The sequence below is a fragment of the Wolbachia endosymbiont (group A) of Therophilus tumidulus genome (assembly GCF_964277345.1).
Lineage (GTDB): Bacteria > Pseudomonadota > Alphaproteobacteria > Rickettsiales > Anaplasmataceae > Wolbachia > Wolbachia pipientis.
Genome location: NZ_OZ195515.1, coordinates 776205 through 792650 on the forward strand (window position 1 = coordinate 776205; position 16446 = coordinate 792650).

Consider the following 16446-nt stretch of genomic DNA (forward strand, 5'->3'; position numbering starts at 1 on the left):
TTAATGTGGAATAACTCTTATGATGCACCTAACCACGACTATTTAGAAGTTGCACAATACTTATCAAGTCTTGGGTTTTTAAATTTAAGAGAATATTACTTTATAATCTGTGCTAATGATAAAGATGACCTTGATCTTCATGTGATAAATCCTTTCTGTAACAATAGGCTAGAGATCGCAAGTGATTATGATGAAGACTACGATGATCCAATAATGTGTGACCTCTGTGAACGTGATATTTTGCCTGATACCTACAAGAAACAACGTTACTATTCTTTAGGGGTAACTGTTAATTATTTGAAAATTATTGAATGGTTTGAAGAACAATTGGTAGGTTTAAGCGTTACTTGGAATAAAGTAGTAATCGGGGTTTATTATGTTCTTATTGAAAAAAGTTTTGTAACTTTAATTATTCCAGACTGTTGCTCTGATAAATCATACTTAACCATAGATAAGTTAAAAGTTAATCCTACTGCTTTGATAAGTTTCAACGAAAAAAACTTTAAACCATTGTTAAATCTATACATTGTTCCTATGGCTGATTTAATTTGTGAATATCAGACTTTAAGTGAAGTGCTAGGTGAAGCAGTTGAAAAAGGGGTACCAAAATTATTACCTAACGTTTCTTTTCAGGCACTAAATTGCTATCCTTATATTTCACTGCAACAGACCAAACTAGCAACTCAAGAAAAGACACTACAATTGCAAATCAAAAATGGTAACATTTATATTAATGACATAGAGGTTGTCAATAAACAATCTAAGTTAGGAATGAATATCTTTTTTATTCTCCTTGAACAATTCTGGCATGATTTTAAAGAAGGAATTCCCCCAGAACAACACAAAACATTGAGTATTGGACAAATTGCAGATTGTTTAGGAAACATTTCTGATACAGAGCAGCAAATTCGTAAACCTATTAATAGAATGCAAAAAACCATGGCAGAGAAGTTAGCTAAAACTTTAGGCCTGAATGTTAAAAGAGATGATATTATTCAAACTCTGCCATGGTCTGGAATAGGTATTAAGGAATATGGTTATAGACTTAATCCTTTCACACTTTTATTGAAGAAATCATATTTTTTATGAAATAGTTACAACTTTGGAGGTTTTCCAACATCCATCAGTCCTACTAATGAATTTTGCTGGTATAGGTCTTCTATTTCCAAGTTCATACACTACCTGTAGGATATTTTCACGTCTATTCGGTTGAAACATTACTATACCAGACGTATAGAAACTTCTAAGTGCATTAGCTCCAACCAGAGCCTGAAATGGATTTTTTTCCAGTGTAGCTGTGGATACTTTCTTAGTGTGATGGGTCATGATTATCCCCACTGCTGGGTTAGTTGCAGAGCGTAATTTTTCAATCCCATTTTGCAAAAGAGAAAGTGGCATCAGATGCGTTGTAAGAGAGTCTATTGCAATAAGATCAACCATCTTTGTACCAAAGTCTTTCACGATGATGTCTTTGATCCTCTCCACTCCTTCATCATTCAACGTTATTTTTGCTTCTGAAGCAATAACCAAGTTTTCTTTCATTAAATCTATAAGCTTTTGGTCGATTTTGAGTTGCTGCACGCGCCTTCTCATGCCGTCATATCCCATTTCGTCCTGTAGATAGAGTATCCTAAGCGGTCTTGTAGGTGTCATCTTAAGAAATGGTACTCCAGATGCCATATGTGCTAATAAAGAAAGCAGAAAACTACTTTTTCCAACCTTTGGAGTACCGCCTATAACTAAAAACCCACCTGGTGTTAGAATTCTTGGTCCTATGACATCTTTCGGCATCGGAGATTGATCGCTTAAATACTGTCCCACAGAAAACGCCTTTTCCCCTTTTTTTGCCCCCTTCGCTTCTTTATTTTGTAATTTCTCAGTATTTTTAGTATTTAACCACTCCTTGGCAGAATCTATATTACCTTTAATTAAAGTCCAAAAATCAATAATGTCACCACTAGTCCCTGTGGTAAAATTACGCCAATTACCAGCTTTTTTACCTACTATTTTGACCATAATGGTATCTCCATTTAAGCTGCCAACATAAGTTTTTTCTTGGTAAAACTGACCATCTGGAACTAGATAAGACACACATTCCTTAATATTATCAATTAATAACGCTCTTATTTCCTTTCTCTGCATAAAACACCCATACATACTTTTCATACGTTTAGAGCTGAGATTAGCTAGCTCACAAACAGTTTCAAAAGACTCTGAATCAAACCATTTAATTGCTTCTTTCTTTAGCTCTAGATTTTTTCCTGCTGCATCTTTGATAGCTCTCTCAATTACAGCAATCCAGAGCTTCTCTTCGTCGTACTTCAAAACGGAACCCAGTCGATTTCAGTATTTTGATGCTGCTGTGGAGTAATAACTGTAGTAATCTTGTTTTTTTCTCCATACCGATCAGATTCAATACCTACCTTTGCTCTGAATTCTAAACCATTTAAATCTGCAATAGAGTTCAGCTTACGAGCAAGTACCGCCTTTTCTGAATTATCATGTGGATGAATATTGCGTACTGACTCCAAAATGCTTCGAATCATAGAACGACCCATTTCTCCCCAAACGTCCTCTGCGCCTTCTGCTTTGCCGCTTTTTATCCCAATTGCTTGATAAATCTTTTGCCTTGCATATGGCCCTTCAATGACGGTAAATTCTGCGTTTAAATAGATACTACCAGTAGTGGGACTTTTAGTGAGCCAGCATTCATAACCCCCAGGTTTAATGGCCATTTTGACTTTTACCGTTGTACCTTTAGGTATTAAATTACTTTGCGACTTTGCCGTATTAAAATCAGTAGACCTCTTTCGAAACTCATATAGACAGCTCAAAATTGTGAATTCCTGCTATTAAATTGAATCTCAAGCCAAAACGTTTTCTCCGATTGCGGTATCTGTCTGCAATAATTTTGAATCTTTTTAACAGACCAATTACATTCTCAACTACTACTCTTTTGCTTGCTAGCTCCCGATTTTCTACCTTTTTTTCCTTAATTAAGGGACTCTTTTTCATCCTTCTGTGTGGCAACTCGACATTTTTGTGAATTTTCTGAAAACCTCTATAGCCAGCATCGGCTAAAACTTTTATACCTTCTGATACATGCACTTTTGACTCCTTGAAAAGCCGAAAGTCATGCTTTCTCCCGTTTGAAAATGACGTACAAATAATTTTCTTGCTCTTCTTTTCTGCAATTATTTGTGTTTTTAGCGTATGTTTTTTCTTCTTTCCTGAATAAAATCTTTTCTGCTTTTTTTTGGTCTCTCTACAGGTGTTTCCGTTGCATCAATCACCAAAATCTCATATTTCACGTCGCTTTTTAGGAGTTCTTTTCGTCCTGGCAATGCGAAATCTTGGTGTTGTATTAGAGTATCCTCTACCCATTTTACAGTTTTATATGCCGTACTTTCACTTACTCCATAACTTTGACTTATGTGAAAATATGTACGGTATTCTCGTAAGTATTCTAATACCATGAGCAGCATATTCTCCTCGTTTAGCTTATTTTTCCTTCCTCCTTTGGCTTTCTTTTTTTTATTTTCTTCACATAAAATCCCTACCATTTTGTTAAATGTTGATCTCTTTACTCCTGTTAGTCGACGAAACTCCCCTTTATCGAGCTCTTTCACTATTTCATACTTCATTTCTCCTTACCTCAAAATTACTATTTTTACTGCTTTATCCTAGTTTCGAAAGAAGTCTAGTAACATTAGCTCAAATTTATAAAGACTTGGTAATAAAGATATTCGATATAGCCACAAGCAAAATGTAAGCTACTATTAATGGTATTATGGAAATAGCACCAACGATACCACCTACTATACCTACTACCAGAGGTGACGGAGTAGTAAGGCTTAATATAATAAGTGGGAGAGATATAATTGATAGTGTTATAGAAATTACACCTACTGTTTTCAGAAGAGATAGAAATCCTTTTGAATCTAAATGTTCTTTAATTCCCTTAAATAATATAAAGAAAATGCTTATACACATTATAGCACAAAGTATTACTGCTGCTATTTTTATTATAGCTGCTGCTATAAGTGCTGCTAAATAAGCTATATTCATTGCAATTATCACACACCATAATAAAAAAGTCAACTCCATATGTTTAGGTTGTAAAATCCCAAAAAGCAGCCAGAATAGAATAAGCAAACATTTACGAATTGAATTTAGTGCAAACAAGGGTGTTGATATCAACCATACTCTGCAGAATCGCAATATGGTATGACTACATGCTTTTTATTGATTTGATTAACATAATCAGCAGAGAGTTTTGTTTTGCAAAAGATGTCTACAGTAACATACTGCAATTATTTGGAATTGTAGGGCTAGGTGCAATTGTAAGGCCACTTGGTGCATTCATATTTGGTCACGTTGGTGACAGGTATGGAAGGAGGATAGCATTAATAATTACTATCTTGCTAATATCGATACCATCAAGTCTCATTGCATTTATTCCAAGTCACAATCAAGTAGGTATAATTTCTACTATATTGCTTCTTGCAATCCATATAACACAAGGAATTGCACTTGGTGGTGAACAAGGAAGTTCTGTTTATCTTATAGAGCATTTATCCAGTAGGAAAGAGAACTTAGGGATGTATTTTGGAATGATGGGTTTTGGTCGCTCCATTGGCGTCTTGCTTTCTGCGGTGATAGTGATTATCTGCAAAAAAACTACTGATTTTTGTACCTGGGGTTGGAGATTGCCATTTATTTTCTCAGCTATTTTAGGATTAATTAGCGCGTATAGCATATACACATTGGGAGAAACTCCAGCATATGAAAAAAATCGAAAACAAAGAAATTTACCTGATTTGCCAATAATAGAGCTTATAAAACGCCACAAGAGAGCTCTTATACTTGCTATTTTAATATCTGTACCTGTTAATGTTGCTGTTGGATTTACCATATTTCTTCGAACTCTCGCAAAGGAAATAGCATCAGTGGATGTTTATGTAACAACATATATCAACGAAATTGTATTGATTATAACCAGTGTATTAATGCCGATATCTTCAATAGCGTTTGGAATGTTGGCTGATAAAGTTGGAAAAGAGCGCACTGCAATCTTATTTATAGCAATTACAATGGCACTGTGTTGTCCTGCGTTATCTATTGCATATTACTATAAAAATTATCTTGTGATTGCGTTGAGCGTAATGGTTCTCTCTATAATAGAAAGGGGTATAGTTCCCATAGGAATAGTTGCATCTGAACTCTTTCCTACCAATGTTAGATTTAGTGGTGTGAGCTTATCACGCAATATCTCTTATGCGTTACATGGAGGATTTACTCCTATGGTTTGTATTTGGTTGACTGTAACATTTCCTCAAACAAACCTTGCTGCTGGGCTTTATATAGTCTTCTGCTTGTTGATCAGTGTGGTAGCAATATTGCAAATAAAACCGCAAGATAAGAAATTTGATTGGTCTTAGTTTTCTCCTATGTGATTTGATAGACCGGGAAAGGGTTTCATCTAAGTAGCTGACACCCTGACAACCGTCATCCCGCTGCTTGTTAGCGGGATCTAGAGATACCGTGACGGTATGACGTAGGACTGCTGTCATTCCAGTCTGGAATCCAGAGAAAAGGATGATGTCATCCCAGTGTCCCTGTAATGTCATTCCAGTGCTTGACACTGGAATCCAGCCTTTATTATGCAGCCACTTGGTTAAAATTAAGTCTTCTGGATCCCAGTGTCTGGGCACTGGGATGACAAAGGAGGGCAGTGTCAGCTACCCGGATGACACCCTGCTGGTGGACAATGTTTGTATAGTTGTGCGTCACGCGCTGGAATGACGAATTACTTAACCGCCATACCGTCACGGTATCTCCTAGCATAGATCCCGCTAACACGTAGCGGGATGACGATTTTGTATCGGAAAACAAGTAGCATGACGATTTATCAAATGTTCCTTAGTTTCTCAAAAAAATCCTTTAACAAAAAAGAGCATTCTGTTTCTAATATTCCACCATAAACTTCAGGTATATGGCTGCAAAATTGAAATATCTTAGCACCATTTTCAATTCCTCCACCTTTTGGATTATAAGCTCCAAAGTACAATCGTTTAATTCTGGCAAAGGAAATAGCTTGAGCACACATCGGACATGGTTCTAATGTTACGTACATATCAGCATCACAAAGCGTGGAAGTTGAAAATGCTTGTCTGATCGCTAACATCTCTGCATGTGCAGTTGGATCGCTGGATATATTGTGTGCAGAAGAAATGATATTGTCTCCACTCACTATTACAGCACCTATGGGCACCTCATCATTTTTTTGAGCGAGTTTGGCTTGCTCTATGGCAAGCTCCATATATTGATACTTAAACACTAGGCACTTATTTCTTATCAATTGCTGCTTTAACGAACGACACGAAAAGAGAATGAGGAGAAAACGGCTTTGATTGAAATTCTGGATGAAACTGCACACCAATAAACCACGGATGACTCTCTAACTCCACTGCCTCTATGCACGTTCCATCTTCTGATATGCCACTGCATAGCAGCCCATTTTTTTCCAAATCATCTTTATAATCTGAATTGATTATGTATCTATGCCTGTGTCTTTCTGAAATAGTAGTGTTACTATATGCATCCATCATTTTAGAGTTTGCATTTATATTACATTTGTATGCCCCAAGTCTCATGGTTCCACCAAGATCGTCATCTTGATCGCCAGCTAACTTAACGATTGGATGTTTACAGTTACGAAATTCTTCAGAGTGTGCATCTTCAAGCTTAACAACATTACGAGCAAATTCAATAATTGCAAGCTGCATACCAAGGCAAATTCCGAAAAATGGGATATTATTTGTACGGGCATAATTTATTGCTAATATTTTACCCTCTACTCCGTCATCACCAAACCCCCCTGGAACAAGGATTGCATGAGAATTCTGTAATTTCTCTCCTATAAGTTTTTCATTTATAGGTTTTTCTTCCTTCTCTCTTGAGTTAACCCAATTTATCTTTACTTTGACTTTATTACTAATCGCACCATGATTTAATGCTTCAACTAGTGATTTATATGCATCAGGGAATTCGGTATATTTTCCCACTATAGATACAGTAACTTCTTGTGTTGGGTGCCTTATAGAATGCACTATTTGATCCCATTCAATCAAGCTTGGTTTTGGCTTACTTAAATGAAAGTGCTCCAAAATTTGCGTATCAAGCCCACATTGGCTATACAACACCGGTAACTCATATATATGACTCACATCAGGAGCAGGTATCACATTGGATAAAGAAACATTGCAAAGCTTAGCTATTTTCTCTCTTTGATTATCGAAAATTTCTTTCTCACTGCGGCATAATATAATATCTGGTTGTAACCCCGTGGAATTTAACTCTCGAACTGAATGCTGCGTTGGTTTTGTCTTTAATTCTTGCGCTGCAGTAAGATATGGTATTAAAGTTAAGTGAATAAGGATAACTCTTTGTTTTCCTAATGTGTAGTTAACTTGACGTATAGCCTCCAAAAATGGTTGGCTTTCAATGTCACCTACAGTTCCGCCTATTTCACATATTACAAAATCTAAACCTTCCGTACCATTAAAAATGAACGATTTGATCAAATCTGTCACATGAGGAATGACTTGCACAGTTTTGCCCAGATAATCACCACGCCTCTCTTTCTTCAATAACTCATGATATATCTTACCAGTTGTTATATTGTCATCTTTTGTTGCTTTAATTCCAGTAAAACGCTCATAATGCCCAAGATCCAAATCAGTTTCAGCACCATCCTCGGTCACAAATACCTCTCCGTGCTGAGTTGGGTTCATTGTCCCAGGATCAATGTTGAGATACGGGTCAAGTTTTCTGATACGGATCTTAAAACCGTGAGCTTGAAGAAGCGCACCAACGCTTGAAGCAACTAAGCCTTTACCAAGCGACGATACAACTCCACCTGTAACAAAGATAAATTTAGCTTCCTTCATTAATTTTCAAATGGAACAGAAGTAGGTTCACTTTCTTGCTTTTTTTCTAATATAATTTTCTCTGCGATCGATTTTTTATGTACGTCTTTTGAACATAATCCTGACAATAGCAATGTATTTATAATAAACAATCCAGCAACAATAGCCGTTACTCTGCTGAGCGGGTTTTCAGAAGATTTCACTGGAATCATCGAGTTGACCCCCTGTTGTGTATTACTAAAACCACTTAACGAACTACTCCCAGGTGGCTGCAAGAGCACTAAAATTACTAACACAACAACCAATATTATTTGAAATATACTTAATACCGCTACTGACATTATAGATAGGGCTGAAAATAAAAATCTTAGCAGTACAAAGCACGTAAGTCAAGAACATCTATCACCCAAGTAGTTTGAAATCTAAGTATGTATTTACTGCTTACCTTATTTTGATTAACATATGCATAAGACTTTGGGCTTAATATGTATCACATTTTAAAATACAAAGATTATGAACCAAAAATAGACGAAAGTGCTTTCATCGCAGGTGGTTCGCATATCATAGGCAAGGTTGAAATAGGAAGAGATGCAAGCATCTGGTTTAATTGTGTAATCAGAGGGGACGTTGGATCAATAAAAATAGGTAATGGAACAAATATTCAAGATGGAACGGTAATTCATGTGGATAGAAACCCAGGTGGTGACACAATTATTGGCAGTATGGTAACAGTGGGACATTTTTGTATGTTGCATGCATGCACGGTGCATGATAAAGCGTTTATTGGTATGGGCTCTACCGTGATGGACCATGCAGTTGTGGAGCCTGAAGCTATGGTAGCTGCTGGCTCACTGGTAACACACGGAAAAGTGATAAAAAGTGGGGAAATATGGGCTGGCAGGCCAGCAAAGTTCTTCAAAAAGATGTCGAATGAAGAAATTAAACATATTACACAATCAGCACAAAATTATATTATGCTAATGAAGGAATATAAAAACTGAAGTTCGCGTCAAGTGTTTTACTTGACACGTACATTTCGGCTTAACCCTTGTTACTTCTTTTTCCCATTCTCATTTACTTCTTGTGCTTTTGCCCCATCTACTTGAGTACTAGGTAATACTGCATATGTAATACCACCGGCTACGAGTGCAGATGCTACTGCTATACCAACCATTACCCAAATATCTAATCTCACTGTACGTTCAAGTGCAGTAAATGCTATCAGTCCAGCAGCAAGACCCATACCAACAGTAGCAGTGTACCGTGCTCCATTGCCTTGTTTTAGTTGTTGAATTTTTTTGTTTTCAGCTTCTAATTCTTTATTTTCCTTCTTTAGCTTGTCAACTTCTTTCTCTTTAGCTGTTAAGTCTGCCTTCAGTTTGTCAACTTCAGCATTTGGCTGTTGTTGTTTTAGTTGTGCTATTTCTTTCTCTTTATCTGCTAATTGTTGCTGTAAGTCCGCAACTTCTTGTGTATTTTGTTGAGCTTTTAATGCTGTTATTTCCTCGTCTTTAGCTTGTAACTGTTGCTGTAAGTCCGCAACTTCTTGTGTATTTTGTTGAGCTTTTAATGCTGTTATTTCCTCGTCTTTAGCTTGTAACTGTTGCTGTAAGTCCGCAACTTCTTGTGTATTTTGTTGAGCTTTTAATGCTGTTATTTCCTCGTCTTTAGCTTGTAACTGTTGCTGTAAGTCCGCAACTTCTTGTATATTTTGTTGAGCTTTTAATGCTATTATTTCCTCGTCTTTCTCTTTTAACTGCTGCTTACTCCGTTGTATTCTTTTACTTGTTGATCTTTTTCCTTTTCCTTTTTTTGACTTAGTAACACCTTCTTGCTCATTAACAGAACCTTCACTTAATGTCGTGCTATCACTAGAAACAACACTTCGATTACCTTTATTGCCCGACGTAACCTCATTATCACCGGCAACCTGCATTGTATCATTAACCCCTTCAGGCACAGGCGTGCTACTCGCATCAACATAATCATTTAAAGAATCTTGATTACCAACTGAAGAACCTTGTAACGACTGCTCTGTTCCTGATTCAATAGAGTTTTTATTTATAGTTCCTTCTTGATCAGATGTTATATCAGTTGGTGAAGTTGCTCCAGGTGAAAGATTTTGATTTGAATTATGCATATTTAACCTCAATATATATAATTAACATTACATAATACCCTTAGAACCTAAGGTCAAGTAATATTTTTATCATAGCATAGAAAATTTATGTTCGTAAACAAAAAATTTTGGCGTAAAATTGCCGTATTTACTTAATTGTGCTATAGCTAAAGTAATTTAGGTTTACCGACCATCGTCATTCCGCTGCTTGTTAGCGGGATCTAGAGATACCGCGGCGGTATGACGTTGCTAGCTTAAGGTTTAAAATTGAGAAATATTTATGTTAAAAGAAAAATACGGCTTTAAAGAAGTTGAAGACAAATGCAACATATTATGGGAAGGTAGTAAAGTTTACAGGTGGAATGGTGAAAAGGATAACACTTTCACTATAGACACACCTCCACCGACAATATCGGGTAAATTGCATATTGGCCATATATTTAGCTATTGCCACACGGACTTTATTGCAAGGTTTCAGCGCATGCTGGGAAAAGATGTGTTTTACCCAATTGGGTTTGATGATAATGGGCTTCCCACTGAAAGATTGGTTGAGCAAACCTATAAAACCCGCGCAAAAGAAGTTGGCAGGGAAAAATTTATAGAGATGTGCCATGAGGTTATTGAAAAATCAAAGCAAGAATTCAAGGAACTATTTAAATCGGTCGGCATTAGTTATGACTGGGATTTGGAATATCACACGATCAGCAAGGAAACTGTGACGCTTTCACAGATGTCGTTTATTGATCTATATAATAAAGGGTATGCATATAGAAAAATGCAGCCCATCCTTTGGGACCCGGTTGATAAAACAGCAATTGCGCAAGCAGAAATAGAAGATAAAGTTTTTGAGTCATCCTTAAACACGATAGTTTTCTCTACTCAAGAAAATGAGCAGATCAATATTGCAACTACGCGACCTGAACTACTTCCAGCATGCGTTGCAGTTTTTTGTCATCCAGAGGATACGCGCTACACTCATCTGATCGGAAAAACAGCGGTAGTGCCAATAACAAAGGAAAAAGTACTAATCATTGCTGACGATAAGGTCAAAATAGATAAAGGCACTGGGCTTGTTATGTGCTGTACGTTTGGTGATGAGCTCGACATATATTGGCAGCAAAAGCATAATCTACCGATGAAAATTATCATCGATCAGGATGGAAGGATGGACCTAGATGATGTCATTCCAGTGCTTGACACTGGAATCCAGGAAAAAGAGCCAATGCCAGCGATGACAGAGGAAGATATCATGTCAGCGTATGGTCAGAAAAAAGAAGAATGGATCCCAGTGTCAGCTACTCGGATGACAGACGATATACTAAATGAAATAAATGGATTGAAAGTTACAGCAGCAAGAAAGAGGATGATCGAAATCCTAACTAAAAAAGGACTTTTGGTAGAAAGCACTAACATTTCTCATTCTGTTAAGTGTGCAGAAAGATCTGGTGCACCACTTGAGATATTGCCTACTTATCAATGGTTTATCAAGACTTTAGAGCAAAAAGCTCAAGTATTAGATAAAGTAAAAGAATGCAATTGGTATCCAAGCAATATGCGTAAACGCATGGAAGTGTGGATAGAAGGGCTAAATTGGGACTGGTGCATCTCAAGGCAGCGCTATTTTGGTGTGCCATTTCCAGCGTGGTATTCCAAGCGTAAAGGAGAAGAGGGCAAAATCATCCTAGCTGAAATAAAGGCCCTACCTATAGATCCATCGAAAGATTTACCAAAAGGGTATAGCAAAGAAGAGATTATCCCAGATCAAGATGTAATGGATACTTGGGCCACAAGTTCAATTACTCCTCAACTAAGTGCACTGGCAGTAAACAGTGAGTTTAGCTTACCAAATCATCGCTATGATACGATATTTCCTGCAGATCTGCGCAGCCAAAGCCATGAGATAATAAGAACTTGGGCTTTTTATACTATTTTAAAGGCACATTATCATGCAAATTCTTTACCTTGGAAAAACATTATGATCAGCGGTTGGTGTTTAGCAGATGATAAGAAAAAGATGAGTAAATCAAAGGGTAACATCATCACTCCTCATGTAATACTTGAAACTTATGGAGCTGATGTAGTGCGCTATTGGGCAGCGAACTCAAGGCTTGGAGTTGATACAGTCTACTCTGAAAATACATTCAAAATTGGCAAGCGCCTCGTTACAAAACTTTGGAACGCTAGCAAGTTCGTTTCCATGTTCATGGAAAAGCATCAAGTGATGAGCATAAATTCTGCTCACGAGACAATGGATAAGTGGATATTGTCTAAGTTATACAAAGTTATAGAAAGAGCAACAAATAACCTATTACAGTTTGAATACTGCGAAGCTTTGGGCGTAATAGAGGAATTTTTTTGGAAGGATTTTTGTGATAACTACTTGGAACTAGCAAAAAAGCGCGCATATGGAGATAAAGTAGACAGCGAAACAAACTTAAGTGCAAAACAAAGCTTGGCGTATGTACTGAATATTATTTTGCGGTTATTTGCACCTTTCTTGCCTTACATTACAGAAGAGATATACCACCAGTTGTATAGTTATAATTCTGTACACAATCAAAGTAATTGGCCGAGCAAAGAAGAACTTATCTACGATAAATATTCAGAGGAAATGGGAGATAATGTTATTCAGATATTAAACATTATCAGAAAGATAAAGGCAGATAATAATGTATCAGTTAAGCATCTGATAAAAAAGTTGATGATAAAAGCAGATCTACGAGAGGATAAATTGAATCAATCCGCACAGAATGATTTGCAGGCAGTTTGCAATGTGGAAACGATAGAGTGGATGCAGTCTGAGCTTGAAACTGAAGACAGAAAATACATAGTGAATATAGACTTATACTGATTTTTATAGCTTTACTTCCTTTAATATCCATGCTATTATAATCATTATTAGTGTGAAGGAATAATGAGGGATTTGTATAGTAAAACCAATGCACCATATCTTATAGCTGGTGCTGTTGCTACTTTGGTATTGCTTGCATCTGGGACACTTGCTGTTGCTCCTTATGTTGCATTCTTATCTCCAATTGCAGCCTTTAATGTAGCTCTTCCTGTTGCTTTGAGTTTATCTATACTATCTACTTTGATACTCGCACTTTCATGCAAGATGATTAGTAATAATAAGAAAATAGAGGTTGAGAAAAATAAATTTGCTGAGAAAGAGCAAGAGTTAGAAAGCGTAAAACAACAATCAGAGAGTAAGGCACAGCAAAAATTAGATGGTGCTATAAAAGAGTTAAGTGATAAGAATAGTGAAATTCAGGAATTAAAAAGTGAAATAGAGAATCTGGATAAGAAGATACAAGAGTTACGTATTCAAAATACAGAACCGAGTGCAAAAGTAGAAGATCAGTTAAAACATAGGGAGGAGATGCTTTCTTTTGAACACCAAGAGTTACGTGATGAAAATACAAGATTGAATGAAAGAGTGGATTCTTTAATAGAGGAATTATTTCAACCTCAAAGAGAAATAGATTCCTTAAAAAGGCAGTTAGATGAATTAAAAGATAAAGGAATTTTAGCTCCTTTATTAAAAGAAAGAATAACAGAATTGGAAACATGTTTAGAAAAGAGCAGGAAAAAAGCAGAAGAATTAGCAGTGCAGTTAAGAAAAGAAAAAGGTGAAACTTCTTGTTTACAATCTGAATTAGGGGATGTAGTAAAAAGAGAAAGACGATTGAAAGAAAAGTTAAGTGAAAAAGCGCAAGAAACGATCAAGCTAGCTGCAGATTTAGAACAAAAAGAAAAACTATGCAAGGAATTAGAAGAGGAAAAAACTGAAAATCTTGATAAGATCGGAAAGTTAAAAAAACTTTTGGATCAAGAAAGAAAAGGAAATGAAAAGTTGCGCGATAATAACAGTGAGTTGAAAAGTAGCGAAAAATATTTGGGTGACGAATGCAGTAAATTAAGAAGACATAAATCTGATTTGGAAAGAAAAGTTGAACGTCTGCAAGCAGTAATTGGGCAGGAAGACGAGCAAAGTCATTCCATTTCTTCAGATATAAGCAGTGAACATTTATCAGAACTTGAAGGAATAGGTGAAAATGAGTCTGTTAATAAACAGTTCCCGAAACCAAAACCACCTTATATATCCACTCCAATAAGATCGCCATGTAAAAAGCTGAATGATGCTTCATGTGATTCCGGATATTCCAGTGGATGCTTCACCTCGACCAATAGCTAACGCACATTTTGAGTACAGTTGTACACTGGATACATAAAACCTTAGCCATTTTTAGCTAGTAGACTGAAAATGGGAAGTTTGTTGTAGGTGCAGCACTATAATTCCTCCACAGATAAGAGAATTTTAATAAATATATACAAGACTGCTGAACGTGGGGGAGGAGGGGAGTAATGAGCAATTTGCTTAGTGAGGCTAATGCATTTTATTTTGTAGCTAGTTCCTTAGCTACTCTTACGTTACTTACATCTTTAGCGCTTATTGTAACTTCTAATGTGCCTCTTCCTCTAACTCTCGCTTTAGCTGCATTATCTGTTTTGGTGCTTGCACTTTTATATAAAATAATTCGTAATAATAAGAAAATAGAGATTGAGAGAAATAAATTCGCTCAAAAAGAGCAAGAGTTGGAAAATAAAATAACTCTAGGAAAGGAAGCTGAAGAAGCTGCAAACAAAGAAGTGAAGAATCAATTACATGAATTAACTAGAGAGAAGCAAAATTTAGACAAGAGAGCAAAAAGATTGGATCAGAAAGTAAATGAGTCAGAAGTTGAGAGAGAATCTCTTCTTGAAGAAAAAAAATCTTTAGAGAAAAAATTAGAAACAGCAAAGAATCGTACGTTTGAAATAGACAATGAATTGGACAAAACAAGAAAGGAAATAGGTAAGCTTAATGAGCAGGAAGAGAAATTAAAACTTGAAATCTCATGTTTAAAGAAACAGTTGGAAGAAAGAAGTAGATTTATTGCAAAGCTGAAGATGGAAGTGGATGATAATAAACATTTAGAGCTAGAGAATAAGGGGTTAAATGATAGAATAGAAACGTTACGTGAAGTACAAAAGGCACTACGTGAGAAAAAACATGAACTTAGTGAAAAAGTAGAGGCATTGAATAAGGAAAAAAATAAACTTTCTAAAGAAGTAGAGGAATTACGTGAAGAACAAGAAAGGCTGCATGCAAACTTAGATAAGCTACAATGTAAAATTAAAGAGGTCAACAAAGAAAAGAAAAATTTATCTAAAGAATTAAAAGAGAAATTTGAAGAGTTAGATGAAGCAAATGGTTTAATTAAAAATCAATCTTTTGAGTTAGATGGGATAAGAAAAGATTGTAATAATGAAGTAAAAAGTTTAAGAAATTCACTTTTAGAACGAGACAGTCAAATAGAAGATTTTTTGAAAGAGAAAGAAAAACAAGTGAATTTTGCGCAACTGTTGATAAGATGCGTAACAGACAATATAGAAGAACCAATAAGAAATAATGATGGAAAAGCAATATTAGATACGATTCAAATATTAAAGTCTGCGTTACAAGGAGAAATTGCACGGCTTTTGCCAGACGAAACGCCTTCTTCTTCGCTGGAAGATCTTGGATATGAATCATTATTTGTCAGTCGCTCATCCACCCCGACCAAGTTGCCAAATTCACTATTGACAGAATCTTATGAACGCAGTCAGTTCAATCAGAGTGAAAGTATTTGCAAAACACAACAATGAGTCTTATTATAAGATAAATCATGCAAGATAATGAACCCAATAATATGCGCACTGGATACACAAGACTTAAATAAGGCTATTTCTCTAGCTAATGCTCTGCGTGGTAAAGTTGGCATGGTAAAGCTGGGATTAGAATTTTTTGCTGCTCAAGGTCTTTCTGGAGTGCAAGAAGTTGCAAAATGCAATGTACCAATTTTTTTAGATCTGAAATTGCATGACATTCCAAACACTGTAGCCAAAACAGTTGAAGTAATAAAAGTTCTGAACATTGAAATGTTAACTCTGCACATCAGCGGTGGAACAAAAATGCTTGAAGAAGCGCTAAGTGTAGTGCAAGGCACAAAAATAAAGCTGATTGGGGTGACAGTGCTAACTAGTATGAGCAATGAGGATTTAAACGAGCTTGGAGTAGCAAGAGAAGTAAAATCACAGGTAATTTTGCTTGCAAAGCTTGCAAAAAAGATTGGACTCTATGGAATAGTCTGTTCTGCATTGGAAGCTCAGGAAGTGCGCCGAGAATGCGGTGAAGACTTTAAAATTATTACTCCAGGAATTCGTATAGATCCAGGTCATGACGACCAAAAAAGAACAGCAACACCAAAAGAAGCAATAAATTCAGGAGCTGATTATATCGTCATTGGCAGAACCATTACAAAAACTACAAGTAGTGCGGAGCTAATATTGAAATCCATGAAAGAATTTTAATAT

At 36.2% G+C, this 16446-nt stretch carries 16 protein-coding genes; 9 read left to right on the forward strand and 7 right to left on the reverse strand.

Going from position 1 to position 16446, the window contains the following annotated elements; translation table 11 throughout:
* The first annotated feature begins 3 nt into the window (after positions 1-3).
* A complete protein-coding gene (locus ACICQD_RS04290) occupies positions 4-1089 on the forward strand; it encodes a hypothetical protein (RefSeq protein ID WP_395461640.1) in 1086 nt (361 codons plus the stop codon).
* On the opposite strand, the gene ACICQD_RS04295 is transcribed toward ACICQD_RS04290, so the two are convergent.
* From ACICQD_RS04295 to ACICQD_RS04305, 3 genes are all read right to left on the reverse strand, one after another.
* A complete protein-coding gene (locus ACICQD_RS04295; protein WP_395461641.1) occupies positions 1084-2325 on the reverse strand; it encodes an AAA family ATPase in 1242 nt (413 codons plus the stop codon). The two genes, ACICQD_RS04290 and ACICQD_RS04295, sit on opposite strands and share 6 nt — an antisense overlap.
* Positions 2322-2834 (reverse strand): hypothetical protein, encoded by a 513-nt coding sequence (locus tag ACICQD_RS04300; protein WP_395461642.1) that lies wholly within the window; start codon positions 2832-2834, stop codon positions 2322-2324. Before ACICQD_RS04300 ends, ACICQD_RS04295 begins: the two co-directional genes overlap by 4 nt.
* Positions 2818-3644 (reverse strand): IS5 family transposase gene (locus ACICQD_RS04305; protein WP_395461446.1). Its coding sequence is split into 2 segments (ribosomal slippage): positions 2818-3257 and positions 3257-3644, totalling 828 coding nucleotides; the frame shifts between segments, so codons are not numbered across the junction. The genes ACICQD_RS04300 and ACICQD_RS04305 overlap by 17 nt, the downstream gene beginning before the upstream one ends.
* Before the next feature lie 146 nt (positions 3645-3790).
* Here ACICQD_RS04305 and ACICQD_RS04310 point away from each other — a divergent pair.
* The 3 genes from ACICQD_RS04310 (at position 3791) to ACICQD_RS07460 (ending at position 5805) form a co-directional block, all read left to right on the forward strand.
* Positions 3791-4057 carry a hypothetical protein gene (locus ACICQD_RS04310; protein ID WP_395461643.1) on the forward strand — a complete coding sequence of 89 codons (267 nt, stop codon included), beginning with the start codon at positions 3791-3793 and terminating at the stop codon, positions 4055-4057.
* 118 nt (positions 4058-4175) lie between these two features.
* Positions 4176-5441, forward strand: coding sequence for an MFS transporter (locus ACICQD_RS04315; RefSeq protein WP_264373821.1), 1266 nt, complete (start codon positions 4176-4178; stop codon positions 5439-5441).
* 160 nt (positions 5442-5601) lie between these two features.
* Complete coding sequence (locus tag ACICQD_RS07460) at positions 5602-5805, forward strand: hypothetical protein (protein WP_410542148.1); 204 nt, start codon at positions 5602-5604, stop codon at positions 5803-5805.
* 106 nt (positions 5806-5911) lie between these two features.
* Here the strand turns inward: ACICQD_RS07460 and ACICQD_RS04325 are convergent, their stop codons facing one another.
* From ACICQD_RS04325 to secG, 3 genes are read right to left on the reverse strand one after another with little or no spacing between them, the layout of a single operon-like run.
* A complete protein-coding gene (locus ACICQD_RS04325; RefSeq protein WP_182319297.1) occupies positions 5912-6322 on the reverse strand; it encodes a nucleoside deaminase in 411 nt (136 codons plus the stop codon).
* Positions 6323-6347: 25 nt separating this feature from the next.
* The gene (locus ACICQD_RS04330; protein WP_395461644.1) at positions 6348-7952 is read right to left on the reverse strand and encodes a CTP synthase; all 1605 of its coding nucleotides are present in this window, start codon (positions 7950-7952) and stop codon (positions 6348-6350) included.
* The gene (secG, locus tag ACICQD_RS04335) at positions 7952-8272 is read right to left on the reverse strand and encodes a preprotein translocase subunit SecG (RefSeq protein ID WP_264373820.1); all 321 of its coding nucleotides are present in this window, start codon (positions 8270-8272) and stop codon (positions 7952-7954) included. Before secG ends, ACICQD_RS04330 begins: the two co-directional genes overlap by 1 nt.
* 144 nt (positions 8273-8416) lie before the next feature.
* Between secG and ACICQD_RS04340 the strand changes: the two genes are divergently transcribed.
* On the forward strand, positions 8417-8932 hold the full coding sequence (locus ACICQD_RS04340; RefSeq protein WP_264373819.1) for a gamma carbonic anhydrase family protein: 516 nt from the start codon (positions 8417-8419) through the stop codon (positions 8930-8932).
* A gap of 50 nt (positions 8933-8982) precedes the next feature.
* Here ACICQD_RS04340 and ACICQD_RS04345 read toward each other — a convergent pair whose 3' ends face one another.
* Entirely contained in the window at positions 8983-10071 is a 1089-nt protein-coding gene (locus tag ACICQD_RS04345) for a hypothetical protein (protein WP_395461645.1), read from the reverse strand.
* Positions 10072-10330: 259 nt separating this feature from the next.
* Here ACICQD_RS04345 and ACICQD_RS04350 point away from each other — a divergent pair, with 259 nt between their 5' ends.
* The 4 genes from ACICQD_RS04350 (at position 10331) to pyrF (ending at position 16443) form a co-directional block, all read left to right on the forward strand.
* Positions 10331-12901: a valine--tRNA ligase gene (locus ACICQD_RS04350; RefSeq protein WP_395461646.1), complete on the forward strand. Its 2571-nt coding sequence runs from the start codon at positions 10331-10333 to the stop codon at positions 12899-12901.
* A gap of 63 nt (positions 12902-12964) precedes the next feature.
* A complete protein-coding gene (locus ACICQD_RS04355; protein ID WP_395461647.1) occupies positions 12965-14245 on the forward strand; it encodes a hypothetical protein in 1281 nt (426 codons plus the stop codon).
* A 170-nt stretch (positions 14246-14415) separates the two neighbouring features.
* Positions 14416-15738, forward strand: coding sequence for a hypothetical protein (locus ACICQD_RS04360; protein WP_395461648.1), 1323 nt, complete (start codon positions 14416-14418; stop codon positions 15736-15738).
* A gap of 30 nt (positions 15739-15768) precedes the next feature.
* Complete coding sequence (gene pyrF / locus ACICQD_RS04365; RefSeq protein WP_395461649.1) at positions 15769-16443, forward strand: orotidine-5'-phosphate decarboxylase; 675 nt, start codon at positions 15769-15771, stop codon at positions 16441-16443.
* Positions 16444-16446 lie beyond the last annotated feature (3 nt).

Excerpts from the sequence above, each read along its gene's own strand:
- ACICQD_RS04290 (WP_395461640.1), top strand. The coding sequence starts at position 4 with ATGTGGAATAACTCTTATGATGCACCTAACCACGACTATTTAGAAGTT.
- ACICQD_RS04310 (WP_395461643.1), top strand. The coding sequence starts at position 3,791 with ATGGAAATAGCACCAACGATACCACCTACTATACCTACTACCAGAGGT.
- ACICQD_RS07460 (WP_410542148.1), top strand. The coding sequence starts at position 5,602 with ATGTCATCCCAGTGTCCCTGTAATGTCATTCCAGTGCTTGACACTGGA.
- ACICQD_RS04325 (WP_182319297.1), bottom strand. The coding sequence starts at position 6,322 with ATGGAGCTTGCCATAGAGCAAGCCAAACTCGCTCAAAAAAATGATGAG.
- ACICQD_RS04330 (WP_395461644.1), bottom strand. The coding sequence starts at position 7,952 with ATGAAGGAAGCTAAATTTATCTTTGTTACAGGTGGAGTTGTATCGTCG.
- secG (WP_264373820.1), bottom strand. The coding sequence starts at position 8,272 with ATGTCAGTAGCGGTATTAAGTATATTTCAAATAATATTGGTTGTTGTG.
- ACICQD_RS04340 (WP_264373819.1), top strand. The coding sequence starts at position 8,417 with ATGTATCACATTTTAAAATACAAAGATTATGAACCAAAAATAGACGAA.
- ACICQD_RS04345 (WP_395461645.1), bottom strand. The coding sequence starts at position 10,071 with ATGCATAATTCAAATCAAAATCTTTCACCTGGAGCAACTTCACCAACT.
- ACICQD_RS04350 (WP_395461646.1), top strand. The coding sequence starts at position 10,331 with ATGTTAAAAGAAAAATACGGCTTTAAAGAAGTTGAAGACAAATGCAAC.
- ACICQD_RS04355 (WP_395461647.1), top strand. The coding sequence starts at position 12,965 with ATGAGGGATTTGTATAGTAAAACCAATGCACCATATCTTATAGCTGGT.
- ACICQD_RS04360 (WP_395461648.1), top strand. The coding sequence starts at position 14,416 with ATGAGCAATTTGCTTAGTGAGGCTAATGCATTTTATTTTGTAGCTAGT.
- pyrF (WP_395461649.1), top strand. The coding sequence starts at position 15,769 with ATGAACCCAATAATATGCGCACTGGATACACAAGACTTAAATAAGGCT.